Here is a 20,393-nt window from a genome sequence, read left to right as displayed (position 1 = left end):
CTAGCGCAGGATTTGTCCGAGCAGGCCCGTCGGCTTCTTCCAACCGAAAAGCGTCTTCTTGCCCTCGGTGTTGGCCTTATCCGCCGCCTTCGCCAGACGCTCACCGACTTCGCCGCCCATGAGCCTCAGGTCCGGGGTGACGCGCCGTGCGGCATCCACCAGCTGCCGCCGATCGGCCGCCGCGATTGCGAGTTCCAGGTAGCGCCAGCGCTCATGCGGATGGTTCGCGGCCGCGGCCTGGGCGAACCAGTGGTCGGAATGGCGCGACCTCGCGTAGCTGGTCCGTCCCGCCCTGGCCGCATCGCCGAGGAAGCCGCGCTTCCAGTCGCGTCCGAGCACGGCGTCGGAATGCGGGTTGGCGGGGCGCATCGACGCCGCAGTTATCCCCAGCGCCTGGTCGGCCGGCGTGGCGGAGGCGAGCCGTCCGTCGATGTAGCCGTCCAGCCACTGGCCTGCGCCCGCCGCCTCCGCGGCGAGCACCACGGTCGCTAGTTGGCCATCGTCGGACGCCTGCTCCAGCACCCTGCCTCGCAACGTGTCGATCTCTTCCGACGACACCGCGCTGAACAGCGACGTGAAGCGTATCGGATGCTTGGCCGGACCCATCGTCACCGTCACGTGCGGGTCGATGCGCCATAGATGGGCGAAGGTCCTGGCCGAGAGGTCGGCGTCGATCTCGGCGTAGTGCTGCGCGAGGGCGAGGCCGACGTTCTGGAGGTTGCGAAGTGCGCGCTCGTCGGTGGTCGAAAGGATGCTGCGCAGCCACCCGGCATATCTGTCCGGTTGCGACCGCGCGAGCACGTCCAAGCCGATCGCGAACGGCCGGCGGGCGACGACGAGCGCGCCGGCGTTCGCGAGGCTGTCGAGGAACTGCTCGAGCTGCTGGCCGAGGAGCCGGCGCCTGCTGGCGAAACGGGCGCCCGACGTATCGGACATCGCCTCCTTCAGGCCCTCGATCGGATTGTCGAACTGCTCGCCCCGGTCTTCCATGCTGATGCGGGCGGCGGTCTCCGGCTGCTCGACCTCGAGCGTCAAGATCGCGTCCGCTGGTGCCTCGACGTCGACATGGACCGTGAGCATTTCGACCGTAGCCTCGATCGTGTCCGCCAGGCGGTCGAGTGCCGCGGGCATGCGGGACGCGACCCAGTCCAGATGCTCCACGGGAATGTCCTCGACGAGATCCTCGCGGCCGCGTCGCGCGATGGCGGCCGAGATCGCCGCGGAGACGGTCCTCGCCCGCCACGTGCGGTCGACGTCGTCGGGACGCGGGAGCGCGAGCACCGCGTCGTCGATGTCGGGATCGTCGTGCGTCCTGGCGAACTCGGCCGCCGCCGCGACCACCTCGGCCTCGTCGCTGCCCAGGCAGCGGATGACGAGATCCCGCATTGCCGGCGTGACCTCGACGGCCCCGTCGGAGAGGAAGATCAGCGTCCGTTCGAGGATGTCGGGATCGCCGTCGATGACCGCGGCCAACCGGTCCGCGGCCTCGGCGCCCGTCAGCGGCTTGGCCACCCGCGAGTATCGGAAATAGTAGGGCGCGTCGTTAGGCAGTGACTGGAGGACGTCGAGCTGCGCGGCGCCGTCACGGGTGGGCAGGACGCTCTCGACCATCGTGCCCGTGATCCAGTCGGCGTCGTCCGACGGCGCCAGCGACGGGTTGGCCGCGATGTCGGCGATCCGCTGGTCGATCGCCTCGATGGTCTCGGCGTCGAGGATGGGGCTGAGCCAGGGCAGGTGCCATGCGAGTTGCCGGAGCGGGAGCCCCGTCCGGGTTGAGATGGTCCGCGCGATCCGGTCCAAAAATTCCCGCAGGGTCTCGAACTCGAAGCGGACGAGGCTCTCCATGGTCCGCTCGAGGTCGTGGTCCTCGGCCGTGGTGCTCATGTGGTTCCACATCGCGGCGGGGTCGATCGCCGCTATGCGCCCGGCTGCCTCCGCGATCCCGGCGGGCGGTTCCGAGGCGGGGTCGAGCGGGTCCGGTTCGGGCCCGCCCATGGCATTCGGCGAGGGCCTCGGCGCGAGCTCCTCGGCCATGTCCTCGTCGGCCTCGGTCCCCATCAGTCGCAGGGCGAACGCGACGGCCTGGCCGGCGAGCGTCGAGGAACCGGGAGCGACGAAGCGTGCGACGTCGTTCCGCACCGCGGCCGCGAATTCCGCCGGATCGATCCGGTTCAGCCGGAGCACCCAGGCGAGTTCGTCGTAGGGCGAATTGTATGTGCCGCCAACCTTGTAGGCGAACGCGAACGCGACCAGCCCGGGCGCGAACGGCGTCTGCGCCCTGCCGGCGAGGTGCAGCGTCGCCGCCATCGCCAGACCGCTCGGCCTCGCGAGTTCGGGGCAGTTCGCGGCGAACCAGGCCCGCTCGTCGGGCGTCAGCGACACGAGACGGGCGTCGATCTGCTCGTTCCTTTCGGTCTGGCGGCGTTCGCGCTCCGGCCCGTCGGCGCTCTCGGGCAGCGCCCGGGTCCAGCTGCCGAGCCAGCGGGCGACGCGCTGGTCCAGCGCGTTCCGCACGCTCTCCCGTTCGGCGGCCGCCTCCAGGATGAAGCGGAGGAAGCGTCCGTCGTCGCGGTCAGTGTCCCGCGATTCGTAGGCGTCGAGGAACGGGCCGGGCCTGGCGGCGATGTACGGCATCAACTCGTCGAACGCGTCCTCGACGTGGTTCTGCAACGATATCCAGACCGCGACGAGCGCGGCGATCCCCGCGTCGGGGTAGCCGGCGTCCATCACGCTCACCGCGACGGCCGCGGTCAGGATGTCGGCGGCCGCGTCGAAGCCCCTGATCGGGTCGATGATCGGCGCGAGCGCTTGGTCTAGGTCGTCCCCCGCGTCGACGTGCGCCTTCAGCTCCTCGGCGATCAGGAGACCGAGAGCGAACCGCAGACTCTCCGGCCGGAACTGGTAGGTGTTGCTGGCGCCGTCGAAGAAGCGCCCTTCCTCGATCTCGGTGAGGTCGTTCCTGATGTCGCGGCCGTCGTCGCGGGTCGCCGCGCCCGAGCGGGTGCGCCACTCGTCCCGGTTGAAGTCGGCGCCCTGGCGTTCGCGGTATTCGCGCGCGTGGCGGACGAGGAGGTCGCGGAAGTCGGTCTCGTTGTGCGCGATCAAGTCGTCGCGCTCCTCGAGCCGGTGCCGCCAGAACTCCATGAGCAGGCGCTCGACGCTGAGGTCCTGCACGCCGGCGAGGCGGGGCAGGATCGTCAGCGCCAGCGCGCAGATCCTCGGATTGCGCATGAACGCGTTGAGGCGCGGGTTCAGATCGTCCGGATCGACGCCGTTCCGGCGCAGCACGTCGGCGAACTCGGCGTCGTCGTAATCGTTCACCTGGACGCGAATGGTCGTGACGTACCGTGGCAGGCGGCCGCCAACCTCGCGGTTCCAGTATTGCTCGCGGCAGGTGGCGACGAGGACGCCGCCCAGGTCGCGGACGGCGGGCAGCAGGTCGCGCAGTATCGACGCCCACGCCTTGCCGCTCGTCTCGTTGAGGCCGTCGACCACCAGCACGAACGCGTCGCGAGATCGGCCACCCTGTGACCACCGCTCGATCCGCCGGCGCCAGCGTGCGACTGCGGTGTCGTCGCGCGATCCCGACTGGTGCGCCGCAAGCCGTGCGAGTATCTCGACCGGCTCGGTGCCGGGCGAGAGCTGCTCCGCGATCCGCCCGATGGACAGCAGCAGGATCGGGCGTGGGTCCGCGGAAAGCCACCAGTTCGTGACCGCCCAGGTCTTGCCGGAGCCCTCGCCGCCCGCGACCAGCACGAGCGTGTCGCCCTCCGCGTCGGCGCGCGCGGTGTCGACCGCCTCGCCGATCGAGCGCCGCAGCGTCGGCCGGTCGGCGGTGAGCGCCCGGTCCTCAAGCGGCACCAGGAACTGGGAGAACTGGCGCTGAGCGAGCCGCCGGCTTCCGAGGGTGGAGTTCGCCCAGTCGGCGTTGCTGTGGCGGAAGGCATCCAGCCCGAGCAGGCCGGGTGACAGCTTACTGCGGATCTCGGCGAGGCTGGCATCGAACCCGGGATCGGCGGCGATGTCGGCGAGGCCGGTGGCGAGCGCCGCGTGCTTGGAGGGATCGAGATGCAGCTTCGCGAACGCCTTCACCCGTTCCGGTACCGCCGCGAGCAGGACGGCGAGCGGCGGCAGCCCGGCCGCCGTCCAATCGAGGGTGAGAAGGCTGAGGCCGCCCTTGTCGAGGATCTGCTCGAGCTGCCGTTCGGTCGTCTCGCTGACCTCTACGGTGGCCACGAGCACCCACAGGTCGACGCCCTCGGCAAGCGCGAAGGCAGCGAGCGTCGACTTGCCGACGAGCTCCTGCAGCGGGACCGAGTTCGTGTAGCGCTTCGCCTCCATGGCGATCGCGAACCGGCCCGCGGTGGTCGCGGCGTCGCGGCCGAACTGAGACCCCGACTTGGCGAGCCTAAACGTGTATCCCGTAAAGCCGGCAAGCGCGTCCGCGACTAGGCCCTCGAAGCCGGGCGCGCCGGCCGCCGGTTCCCACGTGCGCAGTATCTCGTGCAGGGCTTCGCGTGCGGTGACGGGAGGTGTCGGGGATGTGATCGTGATCGTCTTCCGGGGCATCTCGTCGTTCTAGTGGCACCGCTGAAGCCCGCAAGACGAAGCGGATACGCTGACAGGATGGCGTGAATTCGACTTGCGCGTCGGACTTAGAGAAAGACTGCTTTCGGGAACCGAAATTTTTTGATCAACGACCGACATGGGGCGCATAGCCGTCCAACATCGCAGCGACCATCTTGACTCAGACTGCCGCCCCAGAGTCGGATCTCGGTCCGCTCAGTGACTACCAGGGCATCTTCAAGGTCGACGCCGAGATATCAGACCATGTTCTCGATCTTTGTGTGGCCATTGATTTTGCTCGAGAAGGTCGTGGAGTATGAAGCTGCCGATGATTAGAGCCGCTATCATCCTGATCTACGCCATTACCCCGCTCGTCGCCGGACACGGTATCGTGCCGATTGGCGCCGTGCCGTTCATAGACCAGCCACCTTGGTCGTTAATCGCCCTGGGTTGCGGCGCTGCCATGGTAATCGGACTATCCAACAGGAGATGGCGCAGTGGATCGACGACCCCCCTCTTCATTCAGTTGGCTGGCACTTTCGTCCTCTATTCTTCCTGGATCGGTCATGTCGTCGTTTTTGCCCAACGCAGTTCGCCTTCGGAGCGAGGCGCAGCCTTGGAAAGCATGCTGCTGCTATCCTTGCCGTTCCAACTGATCAGTGTCGCGATCGTCTTCAAGTTGATCACTCAAATCAGGGAATCGCTGATTTAAATCGGCAGTTGGGCGGTCAATGGCGATTCTTAGCTGCCAGGACCGAGAACTGGGGATCGAGCGTCTGCGAACGACCCCGTTGCGGACACTGCCGCCATCATGCAGCCTAAGGCCGGTAGGAAGGCGCCGCGATAACGGTGGCTGTTAGCACAGGCTGCTCAGGGTCTTGCGCTATTCCAGGCGCCATTGCCATTGCTTGTCGCATTTGCAAGCCGACCCGCCGCCGAAGCAAGGCAGAAGCAGGTCGATCAACCCGGCTTGCAGATGATTAAGGATCGGGAGCCAGTGACCCGCAGGTCCATGGCGAGGTCAGGATGACGCTGCAGATGTTGCCTGGCCGAAACTCGGGATCTCGGCATGCGAGATAGCCCTCGTTGAGCGTGCCGAAAGTGCTGTCGGGTCGATGTTTGAGGCCGGCATAGAATTCGTCGATGATGCCGGCCTCGAACTCCGGCCCTCGCGGATAGGCAGCGGTTACCGCCTCGCGCTCCTCGGGAGTGAAGTCGGCATAGCCGCGGCCGGCCACATCCATTCCGGTCGCCGCATGCAGCAGCGCGATCTCCGCATCCATGAAGTGCGGAATACCGGGGGTGGTGTGAAGGGCGATGGCCGCCCAGACCTTGTCGATATCCGTTCGGCCGATACCATGACTCTCGAGGAAGTCGCGCGCTGCGTTCGCACCATCGACCTCGAACCGTAGCTGGCTTGTCCGATACCCCGGGGTGAGTCCGAAATCGTGAAACATCGCTCCGACGTAAAGCAGTTCCGGATCATAGATGAGCTTCTTGCGGTTCCCCGCGATCGCACCCCAGAAATACACCCGGAGCGAATGCTCGAACAGCAAGTCGCTCGAAACATCGCGCAGCAACTCGGTCGCCTCGCGCGCGATTTTGCTGTCGGGAACGGTTACGCCGCAGATGGAGGTCGAAGCCATGGCGATACTCCTTGGCCGCTGTGTCGGCATCTCCGGGGAAGCGCTGCTCGGCGGGCGCTCTCAGCTCTTCGCGCCGGACGGCGGACGGCGGAAACTGATCGCCAATCGATTGTAGGCATTCATGAGCCCGATCGCGACGGTGAGGTCCGTCAGGGCCTTGGCGTCAAATCGCGCCGCTGCGGCTTCATATTCGGCGTCGGGCACACCCGTGTCAGCGACGCGAGTCACAGTCTCCGCCCACGCGAACGCCGCCCTCTCGGTGTCGCTGAACAGGTCACCCGCTTCGCGCCAGACCGGAACGAGCATCAGCTTCTCGTGGGGCACGCCTTCCTGCGAAAGCTCCCGCGCGTGCATGTCGATGCAGTAGGCGCAACCGTTGATCTGCGATACGCGGAGGTAGACCAGGTCGATCAGTTCCTTCGGTAGCCCGCTCTGGCCGACATAGCCGTAAACGCCGCCTAGAGCCCTCATCGCGGCTGGTGCCGCCGCCATGTAATCCATGCGCATGGTCATCTGAATTCTCCCGTCTCGATGCTTCAATTTGGCCAGCTCGAACCCAGGATCAGCGCGCAGAAATTCTGGCGGACATAGCTTGGGTCCTTGAGCGCAAGCACGTCGGCCTTGACGTTACCGAAGGTCGTGAGCGGCTTGGGCGCGATGCCATCGGCGAAATGCGCGATGATGTTCTCCTTGAAATTGGCCTCGCGCGGATGACAGGCGCAGACTTGATCGCGCTGCTGCTGAGTGAAATCGTGATAGGCGATGCCGAGCACGTCCATCTCGACGCCGGCGGTCACGAGCGCGACAGTGGGGCGCATATGCTCTGGAATGCCGGGAGTGGTGTGAAGGGCGATAGCCGTCCAGACGTCCTCGACGTCCCGCTCGGTCACGCCATAGCCCCGCATGAAGTCGCGGGCGGCGTTTGCACCATCGACTTCGAAGCGGAGATCGGGGCTCGCATAAGCCGGCGTCAGTCCCATGTCGTGGAACATGGCGCCGAGATACAGAAGCTCGGCGTCATATTTCAGCGCCTTGCGCTCGCCGGTGAGCGCACCCCAGAAGAACACGCGGCGGCTATGATGAAACAGCAGATCATCCTCGGTTTCGCGCACGAGCTGCGTGGCAGCGCGAGCGATCGCGCTGTCGGGAATCCGAATTCCAGCGATCGCACCGTCGATCTCAAATTCGTTTTGCACAAAACCTCCGTGGCGCGAGCGTGCGCGCAAAGTCGTTCGTCTGTTGGTCTTCGGGTCCGCATCGGGAAGGCCGATGCATTCCGCTCGCCTTGTATTGAGATCGGACGCTCCTCGATTCAATGGGCGCGAGCCTGCGATTCAGGACAAGCGCACGTCGATTCCTGCCAACAGCGAGGAAACACCCAATGCCCGCGGTGAAAGTGGCGCTGGTCATCCACCGCGGCGTCCAGGCGCTGGACGTTGCCGGGCCCGTCGACGTGTTTGCGGAGGCGAACGCCTTTGTCGCCGAGGGTGAGCGTTACGAGACATTGCTCGTGGGGCCGGATCGTTCGCCCCTGCGCGCCTCTAATAGCATGCAGCTGGTGCCCGACCTCGGCTTCGACGAAGCGTCGGGTCCGTACGACCTCGTGCTGGTCGCGGGAGGACCGAGCCTGCCTTACGCCGATCCCGATCCCGCCATGGTCGCATGGCTTCGATCCGTGCCTTCGCGAACCGCGATCTACGGCTCGATTTGCACGGGTGCGTTTGCGCTGGGACATGCAGGGCTGCTGGACGGGCGGCGCGTCACTACCCATTGGCAGATCGCAGCTAGGCTCGCCGCCTGCTTCCCTGCGGCGCAGGTCGAGCCCGACAGGATCTATGTCTCGGACGGCGCGCTGATCACCTCGGCGGGCGTAACGGCAGGCATCGATCTCGCGCTCGCCCTGGTACGCGAGCACCACGGAGCTGCCATTGCCGTGGCAGTGGCGAAGCGGCTGGTCGTCCTTGCCCAGCGGCAGGGCGGACAGTCTCAGTTCAGCGCCTACCTCTCTGCTCCGGCTGACCCCCAATCGCCGATTGCCAGAATGCAGACGTGGATAATGGAGAATATCGGCCGCCGTCACACGCTGCAGTCGCTGTCCGATATGGTCGGGATGAGCACGCGTAACCTGGCACGCCAATTCGTTCGGGAAACCGGAATCACGCCACATGAATATGTCGAACGCGCCCGCATCGACGCGGCACGTATGCTGCTCGAAGGCACGCCTCTGCCGTTGAAGACCATCGCGATTGATTGCGGATTCGGTTCGGCGGACCGGATGCGCCTGGTCTTCGTCGACCGCCTCGGCGTCACTCCTGCCCAGTACCGGAGCAGTTTCCAGCACGTTCCTGCACCGGCTGTGGGGGCAAGCTAGCTCGGCCGACCGCCACGCGTCCGACATCGCGGTCCGAACGTGCCATGTTTCGGCTATGAGCAAGTCTTGAGAACGATCTCGTAGCTGACCGAAGGGGCAACCCGCACAAATTCGCGTCCGCCACGCCAGCCTAGCCCAGCACAGCCAAACAGCACCCAGCAGCACCGTTAAATTTCGCATGGTGTGGGCGGATTGTTGAGCCCGATCCCGCGGGACTGCCGCGGGCAGGAGTCTCGGCATGACGCCAACCAAGCTGTTGATCGGGCAGATCCTCGTTGTCTTCGGACTCGTGATCGGCGGCGTGTGGGCGGCGACCCAGTGGGCGGCCGCGATGCTCGCCTACCAGCCCGAACTCGGCCGGCCCTGGACGGTCGTGGCAGGCCTCCCGCTCTACCGGCCCTGGGCGATCTTCCCCTGGTGGTATCACTTCGATGCCTATGCGCCGCACGTCTTCGACAAGGCGGGGACGCTGGCCGGCGCGAGCGGTTTCCTCGGCTGCGGGGCGGCGATCGCCGGATCGGTGTGGCGCGCACGCCAGGCGCGGCACGTCACGACCTATGGATCGGCACGCTGGGCGAGCGATCGCGACGTGCGGCGTGCCGGCCTGGTTGAAGACGCCGGCGTGTTCCTGGGGAGCCTGCGCGGCCGCTACCTCCGCCACGACGGCCCCGAGCATGTCATGTGCTTTGCCCCGACCCGCTCGGGCAAGGGCGTCGGCCTCGTCGTGCCGACCTTGCTGTCCTGGACCGGCTCGGCCGTCATCCACGACATCAAGGGGGAGAACTGGACGCTGACCGCCGGCTGGCGTGCGCGCTTCTCGCATTGCCTGCTGTTCAATCCCACCGACCCGCGCTCGGCCCGCTACAATCCGCTCCTCGAGGTGCGCAAAGGCCCCAACGAGGTCCGCGACGTCCAGAACATCGCCGACATCCTCGTCGATCCCGAAGGCGCGCTCGAGCGGCGCAACCATTGGGAAAAGACCGGCCACGCCCTGCTGGTCGGCGCCATCCTCCACGTCCTCTACGCCGAGGAGGAGAAGACCCTCGCCCGCGTTGCGACCTTCCTCTCCGATCCGCAGCGGCCGTTCGCCTCGACGCTCCGCCACATGATGGCGACCAATCATCTCGGCGATGAAAAGCATCCCCGCGTCCACCCCATCGTCGCCTCCGCCGCGCGCGAGCTCCTCAACAAGAGCGAGAACGAGCGCTCGGGCGTGCTGTCGACCGCCATGTCGTTCCTGTCGCTCTATCGCGATCCGACCGTGGCCGAGGTCACCTCGCGCTGCGACTGGCGCATCGCCGATCTCGTCGGAGCCAGGCAGCCTGTCTCGCTCTACCTCGTCGTGCCGCCCTCCGACATCAGCCGGACCAAGCCGCTCATCCGCTTGGTGCTCAACCAGATCGGCCGGCGCCTCACCGAGCGGCTCGACCCCGCCGCCGACGGCACGCGCCGGCACCGGCTGCTGATGATGCTCGACGAGTTCCCGGCGCTCGGGCGGCTCGACTTCTTCGAGACCAGCCTCGCGTTCATGGCCGGCTGCGGCGTGCGCGCCTTCCTGATCGCCCAGAGCCTCAACCAGATCGAGAAGGCCTATGGCGAGCACAATTCGATCCTCGACAATTGCCATGTCCGCGTCGCGTTCGCGACCAACGACGAGCGCACCGCCAAGCGCATCTCCGACGCGCTCGGCACCGCAACCGAGCAGCGGGCGATGCGCAACTACGCCGGGCACCGGCTCGCGCCGTGGCTCGCCCATGTCATGGTCAGCCGGCAGGAGACCGCTCGGCCGCTGTTGACCACCGGCGAGGTGATGCAGCTGCCGCCGACCGACGAGCTCGTGCTGGTCTCGGGCTACCCGCCGATCCGGGCGAACAAGCTGCGCTACTTCACCGACCGCAACTTCACCGCGCGCGTACTCGCGCCGCCGCCGCTTGGCGATGGCCGCTATGCCGATCGTCCGGCGAACCGCGCCCATGACTGGTCGGCGGCGCCGCGGCGCTACGACGCGCGCCTCGACCGTGAGAACGAGGCGCCCCAGGAGGCGGTCGCCGACGGCCGCGAGCTGCAGCGGACGCCCGACCTTCCGGCGGACCAGCCTGCCAAACCCGCCGAGCCCGCCCCCGGCCGCGAGCAGGAGATCGCCGGTGACGAGGATGTCGCCGCCGACAAGCGCGCGATGGACCGGGCGGTCAGCCTCAGCGCCATCGCCCGCGGCCATGCGATGAACGTCGGCAGCGGGCGCGACCTGATGCCGGGGATGTGAGCCATGAAGGTGCGGCAGAACCTCTACATCGACCGCGCGCTCGCCGACGCGCTGGAAGCGCTCGCCGCCGGCCGGGCCGGCAACAAGTCGCGGATCGTCAACGACGCACTCGCCTCCTGGCTCGCGCGGCGCGCGACCAAGGAGGTCGACGACCTCTTCAAGGCGCGGCTCGACCGCATCGCGCGCGAGATCGCCAACGCCCGGCGCGATATCGACGTGCTGCTCGAAAGCTTCTCGCTGTTCGTGCGCTACCAGCTCACCGTCACCGCACCGCTGCCCGAGGCGGATGCCGCCGCGATGGCGGTCGGCAGGAAACGGTTCGAAGCCTTCCTCGGCCAGGTCGGCCGGCAGATCGCCGCCGGTACGCGCACGCTCGCGGCCGACGCCGCCGACGAGGCGATCCCATGAGCGCCGGCCTTTCCGACGATCGCCGCCGCGCGATGCTGCGTACCGCCATGGGCCCGGCGATCGCCGCGGCGCTGTCCGATGCGCGTGTGCTCGAGGTGATGGTCAATCCCGACGGCGCGCTCCGCCTCGACATCCTCGGCGCAGGCCGCGTCGATACCGGCGCCCGGCTCGACGCCGCCCAGGTCGAACGTATCATCCGCCTCGTCGCCAGCCACTCGCGCACCGAGATCCATGCCGGCGCGCCGATCGTCTCCGCCGAGCTGCCGCCGCACGGCGGCGGGGCAGGGGAGCGGTTTGAAGGCATCCTGCCGCCGGTCTCGACGGCCCCGTGCTTCTCGATCCGCAAGCCCGCGACGCGGGTCTACACGCTTGCCGATTATGTCGCCGACGGGATCATGTCGGCGGACGTGGCGCGGCTACTCAGCCTCGCGGTCGTCGAGCGGCGCAACATCCTCGTCGCCGGCGGCACCAGCTCGGGCAAGACCACGCTCGCCAACGCGCTGCTCGCCGAGATGGCGCATCTCGACGAGCGCGTGATCCTGATCGAGGACACGCGCGAGCTGCAGTCGCCTGCGGCCGATACCGTGGCGCTGCGCACCCGCGCCGGCGCGGTGTCGATGACCGACCTCGTGCGCTCGACGCTCAGGCTCCGGCCCGACCGCATCATCGTCGGCGAGGTGCGTGGCCCCGAGGCGCTCGACATGCTGAAAGCCTGGAACACCGGCCACCCGGGCGGCATCGCCACCGTCCACGCCAACAGCGCGCTGGCCGCGCTCTATCGCATCGAGCAGCTCGTCCAGGAAGCCGTCTTCACCGTGCCGCGCCGGCTGATCGCCGATGCCATCGACCTCGTCGTCTTCATCGCCGGCCGCGGCACCGCGCGGCGCGTCGAAAGCCTCGCCCGCGTCGCCGGGCTCGATCCCGACGGCGGCTACGCGGTGCTCGACCTCACCTCTCCAAAGAACCTCATCCCAGGAGCCTGACCCATGCCCGGAATCGTGAAATCGCATCCGTTCGCCTCGACTGCCCTCTCGTCGACGCTGCGCATCGCCGTGACCGGATTGGTCCTTGCGCCTGCCATCGCCCACGCCTCGGGGTCCGGCATGCCGTGGGAAGAACCGCTGCAGCAGGTCCTGGAATCCGTCCAGGGGCCGGTGGCCAAGATCGTCGCCGTGATCATCATTATCACGACCGGCCTGACCCTCGCGTTTGGTGAGACCGCCGGCGGCTTTAGGCGCCTCATCCAGATCGTGTTCGGCCTGTCGATCGCCTTCGCAGCCTCCAGTTTCTTCCTCTCCTTCTTCTCGTTCGGCGGCGGGGCGTTGGTCTGATGGCGGGTCCCGATCCTGTCGACGGCCGGCACCTCGACGGGTTCGAGGTGCCAATCCACAACGCATTGAGCGCGCCGATCCTGCTCGCCGGGGCGCCGCGCGGCATCGCGATCCTGAACGGCACGCTCGCCGCCGCACTCGGGCTGGGGCTCCAGCAATGGCTCGCCGGGATCGCGGTCTGGGCGATCGGCCACAGCCTCGCCGTGTTCACCGCGCGCCGGGACCCCGACTTCGCGCCCGTCCTGCTGCGGCACCTTCGCCAGAAGAGCCACCTCGCATGCTAGCGCTGCATGAATACCGCCGCCGCGCCGACCGGCTTGCCGATCATCTCCCTTGGGCGGCACTGGTCGCCGACGGCGTCGTCCTCAACAAGGACGGCAGCTTCCAGCGCAGCTTCGCCTTCCGCGGCCCTGACCTCGAAAGCGCAACCGAGGCCGAGCTGATCGCCGCGTCGGCCCGCGCCAACAATGTGCTGAGGCGCCTCGGCTCCGGTTGGGCGGTGTTCGTCGAGGCCGAGCGGCGCGAGGCGCTGGGTTATCCCCGATCCGACTTTCCCGATCCGGTCTCCGCGCTGGTCGATGCCGAACGCCGCGCCGCGTTCGAGGCCGAGAGCGAGCATTTCGAGAGCCGCTATCACCTGACGCTCGTCTGGCTGCCGATGCCCGACCGCGCCGATGCGGCAGGGCGGTCATTGGTCGAGCACCCCGACGAAGCGAAGGGACGCGACTGGCGCGGGGCGCTGGCGTCCTTCGTCGCGGAGACCGACCGCACCCTCGACCTGCTCTCCAGCTTCATGTCCGAGGTGCGTGCGCTCACCTCCGCCGAGACGCTGACCTACCTGCACGGGGCGATCTCGCCGCGCCGGCAGGCCGTCGCCGTGCCAGAGACGCCGATGTACCTCGACGCGTTGCTCGTCGACACGCCGCTGACCGGCGGCCTCGAGCCGATGCTGGGCGACATGCACCTACGCACGCTGACCGTGCTCGGGTTCCCCAACCTCAGCCGGCCGAGCATCCTCGACGCGCTCAACGAGGCGGACTTCGCCTATCGCTGGTCGACCCGCTTTCTCGCGCTCGACAAGGCCGACGCCACCAGGGTGCTGACGAAGATCCGGCGCCAGTGGTTCAACAAGCGCAAGTCGCTCGCCGCGCTCGTCCGCGAGGTCATGTACAACCAGCCGGCGCAGCTCCTCGACAGCGATGCCGACAACAAGGTGGTCGACGCCGACCAGGCGCTGCAGGTGCTCGGGGCCGATCACGTCGCGTTCGGCTATCTCACCACTACGATCACGGTCGCCGATCGCGATCGTAACCGCGCCGAGGAGAAGGTCCGCGCCGTCGAGCGGATCGTGGGCGGCCTCGGCTTCACGTCGATCCGCGAGAGCGTGAACGCGGTCGAGGCGTGGCTGTCGTCGCTTCCCGGCCACGTCTACGCCAACGTCCGCCAGCCGCTGGTCCACACGCTCAACCTCGCGCACCTGATGCCCTTGTCATCAATGTGGGCGGGTCCGGAGCACAATGCCCATCTCGACGGGCCGCCGCTCCTGGTCGCGCAGACCGCCGGCACCACGCCGTTCCGCCTCTCGACCCATGTCGGCGATGTCGGCCACATGCTGGTGGTCGGCCCGACCGGCGCGGGCAAGTCGGTGCTGCTGGCGTTGATCGCGCTCCAGTTCCGCCGCTATCCGGGCGCCCAGCTCTACATCTTCGACAAGGGCTGCTCGGCGCGGGCGGCGGTGCTGGCGATGGGCGGCGCGCACCACGCGCTCGGCCTCGGCGCCGACTGCGGGGAAGGGGGCATCGCCTTCCAGCCGCTGCGCGCGATCGATAACCCCGCCGAGCGCAGCTGGGCCGCCGAATGGGTGAGTGCGCTCCTCGCGCACGAGAAGGTCCTCGTCACGCCCGAGATCAAGGCCGCGGTCTGGTCGGCGCTGACCTGCCTCGCCCCGGCGCCGCCCGAGGAGCGGACGCTGACCGGCCTTGCCATGCTGCTCCAGTCGAACGCGCTCAGGGTCGCGCTCACCGCCTACACGCTCGAAGGTCCCTATGGTCGACTGCTCGACGCCGCCGAGCAGGGTCTCGCCCTCGCCGACATCCAGTGCTTCGAGACCGAGGCACTGATGAACCACGAAGGCGTGGTCGCGCCGGTCCTGACCTATCTGTTCCACCGGCTCGAGGAGCGGTTCGACGGCCGTCCGACCCTGCTCATCCTTGACGAGGCCTGGAAGTTCCTCGATCACCCGCTGTTCGCCGCGCGCATCCGCGAATGGCTGAAGGTGCTGCGCAAGCGCAATGTCGCGGTGCTGTTCGCCACGCAAAGCCTCGCCGACATCGCCGACAGCAGCATCGCGCCGGCGATCATCGAGAGCTGTCCGCAGCGCCTCCTGCTGCCCAACGACCGCGCGATCGAGCCGCAGATGCGGGCGGTCTATCAGCGGTTCGGCCTCAACGCCCGGCAAATCGAGCTGGTCGCCCGGGCGACTCCCAAGCGCCACTATTACCTCCAGTCCGCCCGCGGCAACCGGCTGTTCGAGCTCGGCCTCGGCCCCGTCGCGCTGGCGCTGTGCGGCGCGTCCGATCCCCGGACCCAGCAGCGCATCGATGCGATCCTCGCCGAGCACGGTTCGCAGGATTTTGCCGCCCACTTCCTCGCCGGCGCCGGCCTCGACTGGGCCGCCGAGCTGCTCGCCGATCTCCGCAACCCATCCCCCCGCCCCGAAGGAGAGCTGTCATGACCTCGCTTGCCCGCCGCACCTCCAGGACAATGGCCCGCCGCCTCGGCGGCGCGCTGCTCGGCGCTGCCGTCCTGTCGGGCGGCCTCGCGCTCACCACCCGGCCCGCCGCCGCGCAGATGACCGTGTTCGATCCCAGGAACTATGCGCAGAACCTGCTCACCGCCGCGCGGACGCTCAGCCAGATCAACAACCAGGTCCGGTCGCTCCAGAATGAGGCGACGATGCTGCTCAATCAGGCGCGGAACCTCTCCCGGGTGAGCTTCCCCGAGCTCGATGCGCTGCGCCAGGCGCTCGAGCAGGTCGATCAGCTGATGGCCGAGGCGCAAGGCGTGCGCTTCCGCGTCGACGGCCTCGACCGGCAGCTGCGCCAGCTCTTCCCGACCGACCTCAATGCGGCGCTGCGTACCGACGAACAGGTGGTCGCCGCGCGGGGCCGCCTCGACATCGCGATGACTGCTTACCGCCGGACGATGGGTGTGCAGGCCCAGGTGGTCGAGAATGTCGCGGCCGACGCGCGCATGCTGGAAGCACTGGTCGCGCGCAGCCAGGGCGCGGAGGGTGGGCTCCAGGCGCAGCAGACCACCAACCAGCTGCTCGCGCTCGCCACCAAGCAGCAGTTCCAGCTCCAGCAGCTGATGTCCGCGCAGTTCCGCGCGCAGGCGCTTGAGCTGGCGCGGCGTGGCCAGGCGGAGGCCGAGGCGCGCGCGGCGACCAAGCGGTTCCTCGGCTCCGGCACGGCCTACACGCCCCAATAGGCCCGTGCCGGTGCAGCGCGGCGGCGGTTTCGCCTCCCGCCGTCGCCGCCGCGGGGCGCGCCGCAGCTCCCCCGAGCGTGCCCCGCGGCCTTGTCGCCAGACCTAGGACAGCCACCATGACCGACCTCAACGTCATCGACCGGTTCCTCGAGACCTTCATCACCTACATCGATGCGGGATTCGGGCTGCTGGGCGGCGACGTCGCGTTCCTCACCGCGACGCTGATCGGTATCGACATCACCCTGGCCGGGCTGTTCTGGTCCTTGGGCGGCGAGCAGGACGTGCTCGGCCGCTTCTTGAAGAAGATCCTCTACGTCGGCGCCTTCGCGTTCATCATCAACAGCTTCTCGACGCTGGGCGACATCATCTTCCGCTCGTTCGCCGCCGCCGGGCTCACCGCGGGCGGCGGCACGCTGTCGGCAGACGACCTGCTCAAACCCGGCCGGCTCGCCGGCATCGGCTTCTCCGCCGCCTGGCCGCTCGCCGACCAGGCCGGCAAGATGATCGGGTTCACCACCTTCTTCGACAATTTCCCGGCGATCGCCGTGCTGCTGTTCGCCTGGGCGCTGGTGATCCTCGCCTTCTTCATCCTCGCGGTCCAGGTCTTCGTCACCATCGTCGAGTTCAAGCTGACCGCGCTCTCCGGGTTCGTGCTGGTGCCGTTCGCGCTGTGGAACCGCACCAGCTTTCTTGCTGAGCGCGTGCTCGGCTCGGTGGTGAGCTCGGGCATCAAGGTGATGGTGCTCGCGGTCATCATCGGCATCGGCTCCAATTTCTTCGACGAGTTCACCACTGCCCTCCAGGGACGGGAGCCCGACATCGGTCAGGCGATGAGCCTGGTGCTCGCCGCGCTCACCCTGTTCGGCCTCGGCATCTTCGGCCCGTCGATCGCCTCCGGCCTGGTCGCCGGCGCGCCGCAGCTCGGCGCCGGCGCGGCGCTCGGGACCACGTTCGGCGCCGCCGGCGTGACCATGCTCGCCGGCGCGGGAACGATCGGCGCGGCGCGAGCGGTGGGCGGCGCGGCGGTCGGCGCCGTGCGCTCCGGGACCGCGATGGGTGCGGCCGCCTCGACCGCCTACACCCTCGGCAAGGAAACCGCCGCCGTGCCGAGCGTCGCCGCCGGTCTCGGCGGCATCGCCCGCGCTGCCGGCGGCGCGATCCGGCAGAAGGCGGGAAGCGCCTTCGGCATCGCCGATGCGGCTGAGGCCGGACGCGATACCGCCTGGGCGGCGATGGTCGGCACTAGCGGCAATGCCGAGCCGGCGCCCGCCGGCACCGCGGCCAGCGCTGCGCCGCCCTGGGCGCGCGCGATGACGCGCCGGCAGGACCTGCGCCACCACCGCCAGGTCGCGATCCACGCGCTCCAGCAGGGCGATCGCGGCGGCGCCTCCGCCACCCCGGACATCAAGGAGAAGGAGTCATGATCTTCAGGCGCAGCATCCAGCGCTACGGCCGCACCCCCGAGCCGGAGACGCCCTTCCAGCGCGCCGGCCAGCTCTGGGACGAGCGGATCGGATCGGCGCGGGTTCAGGCCCGCAACTGGCGGCTGATGGCGTTCGGCGGCCTCGCGCTCGCGGCCGCCATGGGCGGCGGCGTCCTCTGGCAGGCGAGCCAGAGCAAGGTCGTGCCCTATATCGTCGAGGTCGACCGGCTGGGCGAGGCGCGCGCCGTCACCGAGGCCGAGCGGAATTACCGGCCGACCGACGCGCAGGTCGCATGGCACCTTGCCCGGTTCGTCGAGAATGTCCGCTCGAAGTCGCTCGACCCGGTGCTGATGCGCCGGTCCTGGCTATCGGCCTATGACTTCGCCACCCGGCGCGGCGCGCAGTTCCTCGACGCCTATGCGCGGGCGAACGACCCGTTCGCCGATCTCGGCAACAAGATCGTCTCGGTCCAGGTGACGAGCGTGGTGCGCGCCTCGGACCGCTCCTTCCAGGTGAAATGGACCGAGACCGCATTCGAGCGCGGGGCGCCGGGCGGCCGATCGAACTGGACCGCGATCCTCACCGTCGTCACGCGGCCGCCGGCCAGCGCCGAGGTGCTCCGCAAGAACCCGCTCGGCCTCTACGTCGACGCGATCGACTGGAGCCGCGAACTCGATCCGGCGAGCGGCACCGCGCCGTCGCCGGCCCCCGCACCGGCGCCGCAGCCGCCGGCCGGCCTTCCGCTCGGCTCGCCGCTCGACCCGAACCTCGCCCCTCAGCCCATGACCGTTCCGGAGAACCGCCCATGAGACCGCACCTGATCCCCTCGACCCTTGCGCTGGGCCTGCTGCTGGGTGCCGCGGCACCGCCGCCGCAGGATCGTCCGGCGGGGCGGCAAGGCAGCCCGGCACGGGTGTTGGAGGCCAACCGCGCCGCCACGATCGCGCCCGGGCCGCGGTCGTTCGTCAACGCGGCGGCGGTCCATCCGTTCGCCGAAGGGGCGATTTATCAGGTCCACACGGCGCCCGAGCGGATAACCGACATCGTCCTCGAACCCGGCGAGACGTTGAGCGCGATCGCGAGCGGCGACACCGCCCGCTGGGTGATCGGCGACACGACCAGCGGCTCCGGCGCAGGCCGGCGCACGCACGTCCTGGTCAAGCCCTTCTCGGCGGGCCTCTCGACCAACCTCGTCATCACCACCGACCGGCGGACCTATCATCTCGCTCTCGTCAGCAGCGCCGGGCCGGCGATGACGTCGGTCTCGTGGACCTATCCGCAGGACGCGCTCATCGCCTACCGCCGCGCGGCCGCGGAGGCCGAGGCAGCGGCCCCTGTCGCCGACGGGCTGGAGCTCGACGCGCTCCGGTTCGACTATGCGATCTCGGGCGATCGTCCGGCATGGCGGCCGCTGCGTGCGTTCGACAACGGTCACCAGACCTTCATCGAATTCCCTGCCGCGATTGCGGTCGGCGAGGCGCCACCCTTGTTCGTGGTCGGCGAGAACGGCGAGGCGCAGCTCGTCAACTATCGCCAGCGCGGGCGCTTCTACATCGTCGACCGGATCTTCGATGCCGCCGAGCTCAGGCTCGGTGCCCGGCACCAGGAGGTCGTACGGATCACGCGCGGCGCCGGGCGGAGAGGGCGGGCGTCATGACTGGCGCTCCCGAGCCCGATGCCGTGCCGGCAATGGAGAGCACGCCGAGGAAGCTCGATCCCGAAACGACAGTGCTGCGCGGCGGCCCGAGCCGTGCAATCCGGTTTAAGCGAGGTATCGTCGTCGCCGCTGCGGGCGCGGCGGCGCTGATGGTGGTGGCGACCACCTGGATCGCGCTCAAACCGGCGAGCCTGCACCTCGTCCCGCGAGAGGACGAGAACGTCGCGCCGGCAAAGGTGCCCAGCGATACGCTGAGCGTGTTGCCCAGCTCCTATGGCGAGGTGCCGAAGCTCGGGCCGCCACTGCCCGGCGATCTTGGTCGGCCGATCCTCGAACGTCAGCGCGCGATCGGCGCAGCGCCGATCGCAACAACGCCCGATGCCGGAAAGCAGGCCGCCGAAGCCGAGCGCCAGCGCATCGCCGCCGAGCGCAAAGCCGCCCGTGAATCCGGAGTGATGGTGCAGGTCTCGGGCGCCGGGTCGGCGAATGGAATCACTCCGGCCGCTGCATCCTCGGCACCTGCCTCTACTGATACTGACGCAACAGCTACGCGCCTCGCGCTCGATCCCGAGCGCGATCCCGCCAACCAGCAGCGCAAGGCCGACTTCATTTCCGGCAAGGATGCCGGCGGCGACGTCAACCCGCATGTCTTGGTCGGGCCGCCGTCGCCCTATACGCTGAGTGCCGGGACTGTCATCGCGGCGAGCCTGATCACCGGGCTCAATTCCGATCTGCCGGGACTCGTGGCCGCGCAGGTGACCGAAAATGCCTATGATACGATGACGGGGCGGATCCTTCTGATTCCGCAGGGATCACGACTGATCGGCAGCTATGACAGCGTCGTCGCATTTGGACAGAAACGGGCGTTGGTGGTCTGGCAACGGATCATCCTGCCCGACGGGTCTTCGGTCCGCATCGACAATGTGCCGACGACCGATACCGCCGGCTATGCTGGGCTTGCAGACAAGGTGGACCTGCATACCTGGCAACTGCTGAAGGGCGTCGCGCTTTCGACCCTGCTGAGCGTCGGCACCGAATTGAGCTTCAGTGCCGAGAGCAATCTTGTCCGTGCCATCAGGGAATCGAGCCAGCAGAGCGCTTCGCGAGCGGGTGACCAGATCGTCATGAAGAATCTGAACATCCAGCCGACGATCATGGTCCGACCGGGCTGGCCGCTCAGGATCGTCGTGCACAAGGATATTATATTGCGGCCCTGGCAGAGCGGGGGGAGGCCCTGA

General features: G+C 68.4%; 17 protein-coding genes. 13 read left to right on the top strand and 4 right to left on the bottom strand.

What is annotated here, in order from left to right; translation table 11 throughout:
- Positions 1-4,569: a restriction endonuclease gene (locus tag LZK98_RS17125; RefSeq protein WP_233783730.1), complete on the bottom strand. Its 4,569-nt coding sequence runs from the start codon at positions 4,567-4,569 to the stop codon at positions 1-3.
- A gap of 313 nt (positions 4,570-4,882) precedes the next feature.
- Here LZK98_RS17125 and LZK98_RS17120 point away from each other — a divergent pair, with 313 nt between their 5' ends.
- The gene (locus tag LZK98_RS17120; RefSeq protein WP_233783729.1) at positions 4,883-5,278 is read left to right on the top strand and encodes a hypothetical protein; all 396 of its coding nucleotides are present in this window, start codon (positions 4,883-4,885) and stop codon (positions 5,276-5,278) included.
- Positions 5,279-5,546: 268 nt separating this feature from the next.
- Here LZK98_RS17120 and LZK98_RS17115 read toward each other — a convergent pair whose 3' ends face one another.
- Genes LZK98_RS17115 through LZK98_RS17105 form a run of 3 tightly spaced genes read right to left on the bottom strand, consistent with a single transcriptional unit; the run spans position 5,547 to position 7,438 of the window.
- Positions 5,547-6,212: an HD domain-containing protein gene (locus LZK98_RS17115; RefSeq protein ID WP_233783728.1), complete on the bottom strand. Its 666-nt coding sequence runs from the start codon at positions 6,210-6,212 to the stop codon at positions 5,547-5,549.
- Between the two features lie 60 nt (positions 6,213-6,272).
- On the bottom strand, positions 6,273-6,725 hold the full coding sequence (locus LZK98_RS17110; RefSeq protein ID WP_233783727.1) for a carboxymuconolactone decarboxylase family protein: 453 nt from the start codon (positions 6,723-6,725) through the stop codon (positions 6,273-6,275).
- A 23-nt stretch (positions 6,726-6,748) separates the two neighbouring features.
- A complete protein-coding gene (locus LZK98_RS17105) occupies positions 6,749-7,438 on the bottom strand; it encodes an HD domain-containing protein (protein WP_233783726.1) in 690 nt (229 codons plus the stop codon).
- 155 nt (positions 7,439-7,593) lie between these two features.
- On the opposite strand from LZK98_RS17105, the gene LZK98_RS17100 reads away from it, so the two are divergent.
- The 12 genes from LZK98_RS17100 (at position 7,594) to LZK98_RS17045 (ending at position 20,393) form a co-directional block, all read left to right on the top strand.
- Positions 7,594-8,583: a GlxA family transcriptional regulator gene (locus LZK98_RS17100; RefSeq protein WP_233783725.1), complete on the top strand. Its 990-nt coding sequence runs from the start codon at positions 7,594-7,596 to the stop codon at positions 8,581-8,583.
- A 238-nt stretch (positions 8,584-8,821) separates the two neighbouring features.
- Positions 8,822-10,846 (top strand): conjugal transfer protein TraG, encoded by a 2,025-nt coding sequence (locus LZK98_RS17095; protein ID WP_233783724.1) that lies wholly within the window; start codon positions 8,822-8,824, stop codon positions 10,844-10,846.
- 3 nt (positions 10,847-10,849) lie between these two features.
- A complete protein-coding gene (locus LZK98_RS17090) occupies positions 10,850-11,254 on the top strand; it encodes a CopG family transcriptional regulator (protein WP_233783723.1) in 405 nt (134 codons plus the stop codon).
- Positions 11,251-12,237 carry a P-type conjugative transfer ATPase TrbB gene (gene trbB / locus LZK98_RS17085; RefSeq protein WP_233783722.1) on the top strand — a complete coding sequence of 329 codons (987 nt, stop codon included), beginning with the start codon at positions 11,251-11,253 and terminating at the stop codon, positions 12,235-12,237. Before LZK98_RS17090 ends, trbB begins: the two co-directional genes overlap by 4 nt.
- A gap of 3 nt (positions 12,238-12,240) precedes the next feature.
- Entirely contained in the window at positions 12,241-12,585 is a 345-nt protein-coding gene (locus tag LZK98_RS17080) for a TrbC/VirB2 family protein (protein ID WP_233783721.1), read from the top strand.
- On the top strand, positions 12,585-12,869 hold the full coding sequence (locus LZK98_RS17075) for a VirB3 family type IV secretion system protein (protein ID WP_233783720.1): 285 nt from the start codon (positions 12,585-12,587) through the stop codon (positions 12,867-12,869). Before LZK98_RS17080 ends, LZK98_RS17075 begins: the two co-directional genes overlap by 1 nt.
- The gene (gene trbE, locus LZK98_RS17070; protein WP_233783719.1) at positions 12,863-15,319 is read left to right on the top strand and encodes a conjugal transfer protein TrbE; all 2,457 of its coding nucleotides are present in this window, start codon (positions 12,863-12,865) and stop codon (positions 15,317-15,319) included. The genes LZK98_RS17075 and trbE overlap by 7 nt, the downstream gene beginning before the upstream one ends.
- On the top strand, positions 15,316-16,074 hold the full coding sequence (gene trbJ, locus LZK98_RS17065) for a P-type conjugative transfer protein TrbJ (protein WP_233783718.1): 759 nt from the start codon (positions 15,316-15,318) through the stop codon (positions 16,072-16,074). The genes trbE and trbJ overlap by 4 nt, the downstream gene beginning before the upstream one ends.
- 116 nt (positions 16,075-16,190) lie before the next feature.
- Positions 16,191-17,498 (top strand): P-type conjugative transfer protein TrbL, encoded by a 1,308-nt coding sequence (gene trbL / locus LZK98_RS17060; RefSeq protein ID WP_233783717.1) that lies wholly within the window; start codon positions 16,191-16,193, stop codon positions 17,496-17,498.
- Complete coding sequence (gene trbF / locus LZK98_RS17055) at positions 17,495-18,307, top strand: conjugal transfer protein TrbF (RefSeq protein ID WP_233783716.1); 813 nt, start codon at positions 17,495-17,497, stop codon at positions 18,305-18,307. The genes trbL and trbF overlap by 4 nt, the downstream gene beginning before the upstream one ends.
- Positions 18,304-19,155: a P-type conjugative transfer protein TrbG gene (gene trbG, locus LZK98_RS17050; protein WP_233783715.1), complete on the top strand. Its 852-nt coding sequence runs from the start codon at positions 18,304-18,306 to the stop codon at positions 19,153-19,155. Before trbF ends, trbG begins: the two co-directional genes overlap by 4 nt.
- A complete protein-coding gene (locus LZK98_RS17045; protein WP_233783714.1) occupies positions 19,152-20,393 on the top strand; it encodes a TrbI/VirB10 family protein in 1,242 nt (413 codons plus the stop codon). Before trbG ends, LZK98_RS17045 begins: the two co-directional genes overlap by 4 nt.

It is taken from the genome of Sphingomonas cannabina, from assembly GCF_021391395.1.
Classification (GTDB): domain Bacteria; phylum Pseudomonadota; class Alphaproteobacteria; order Sphingomonadales; family Sphingomonadaceae; genus Sphingomonas; species Sphingomonas cannabina.
Note: the sequence above shows the minus strand (reverse complement) of the source record. Positions and strands in the feature narration are given on the sequence as shown.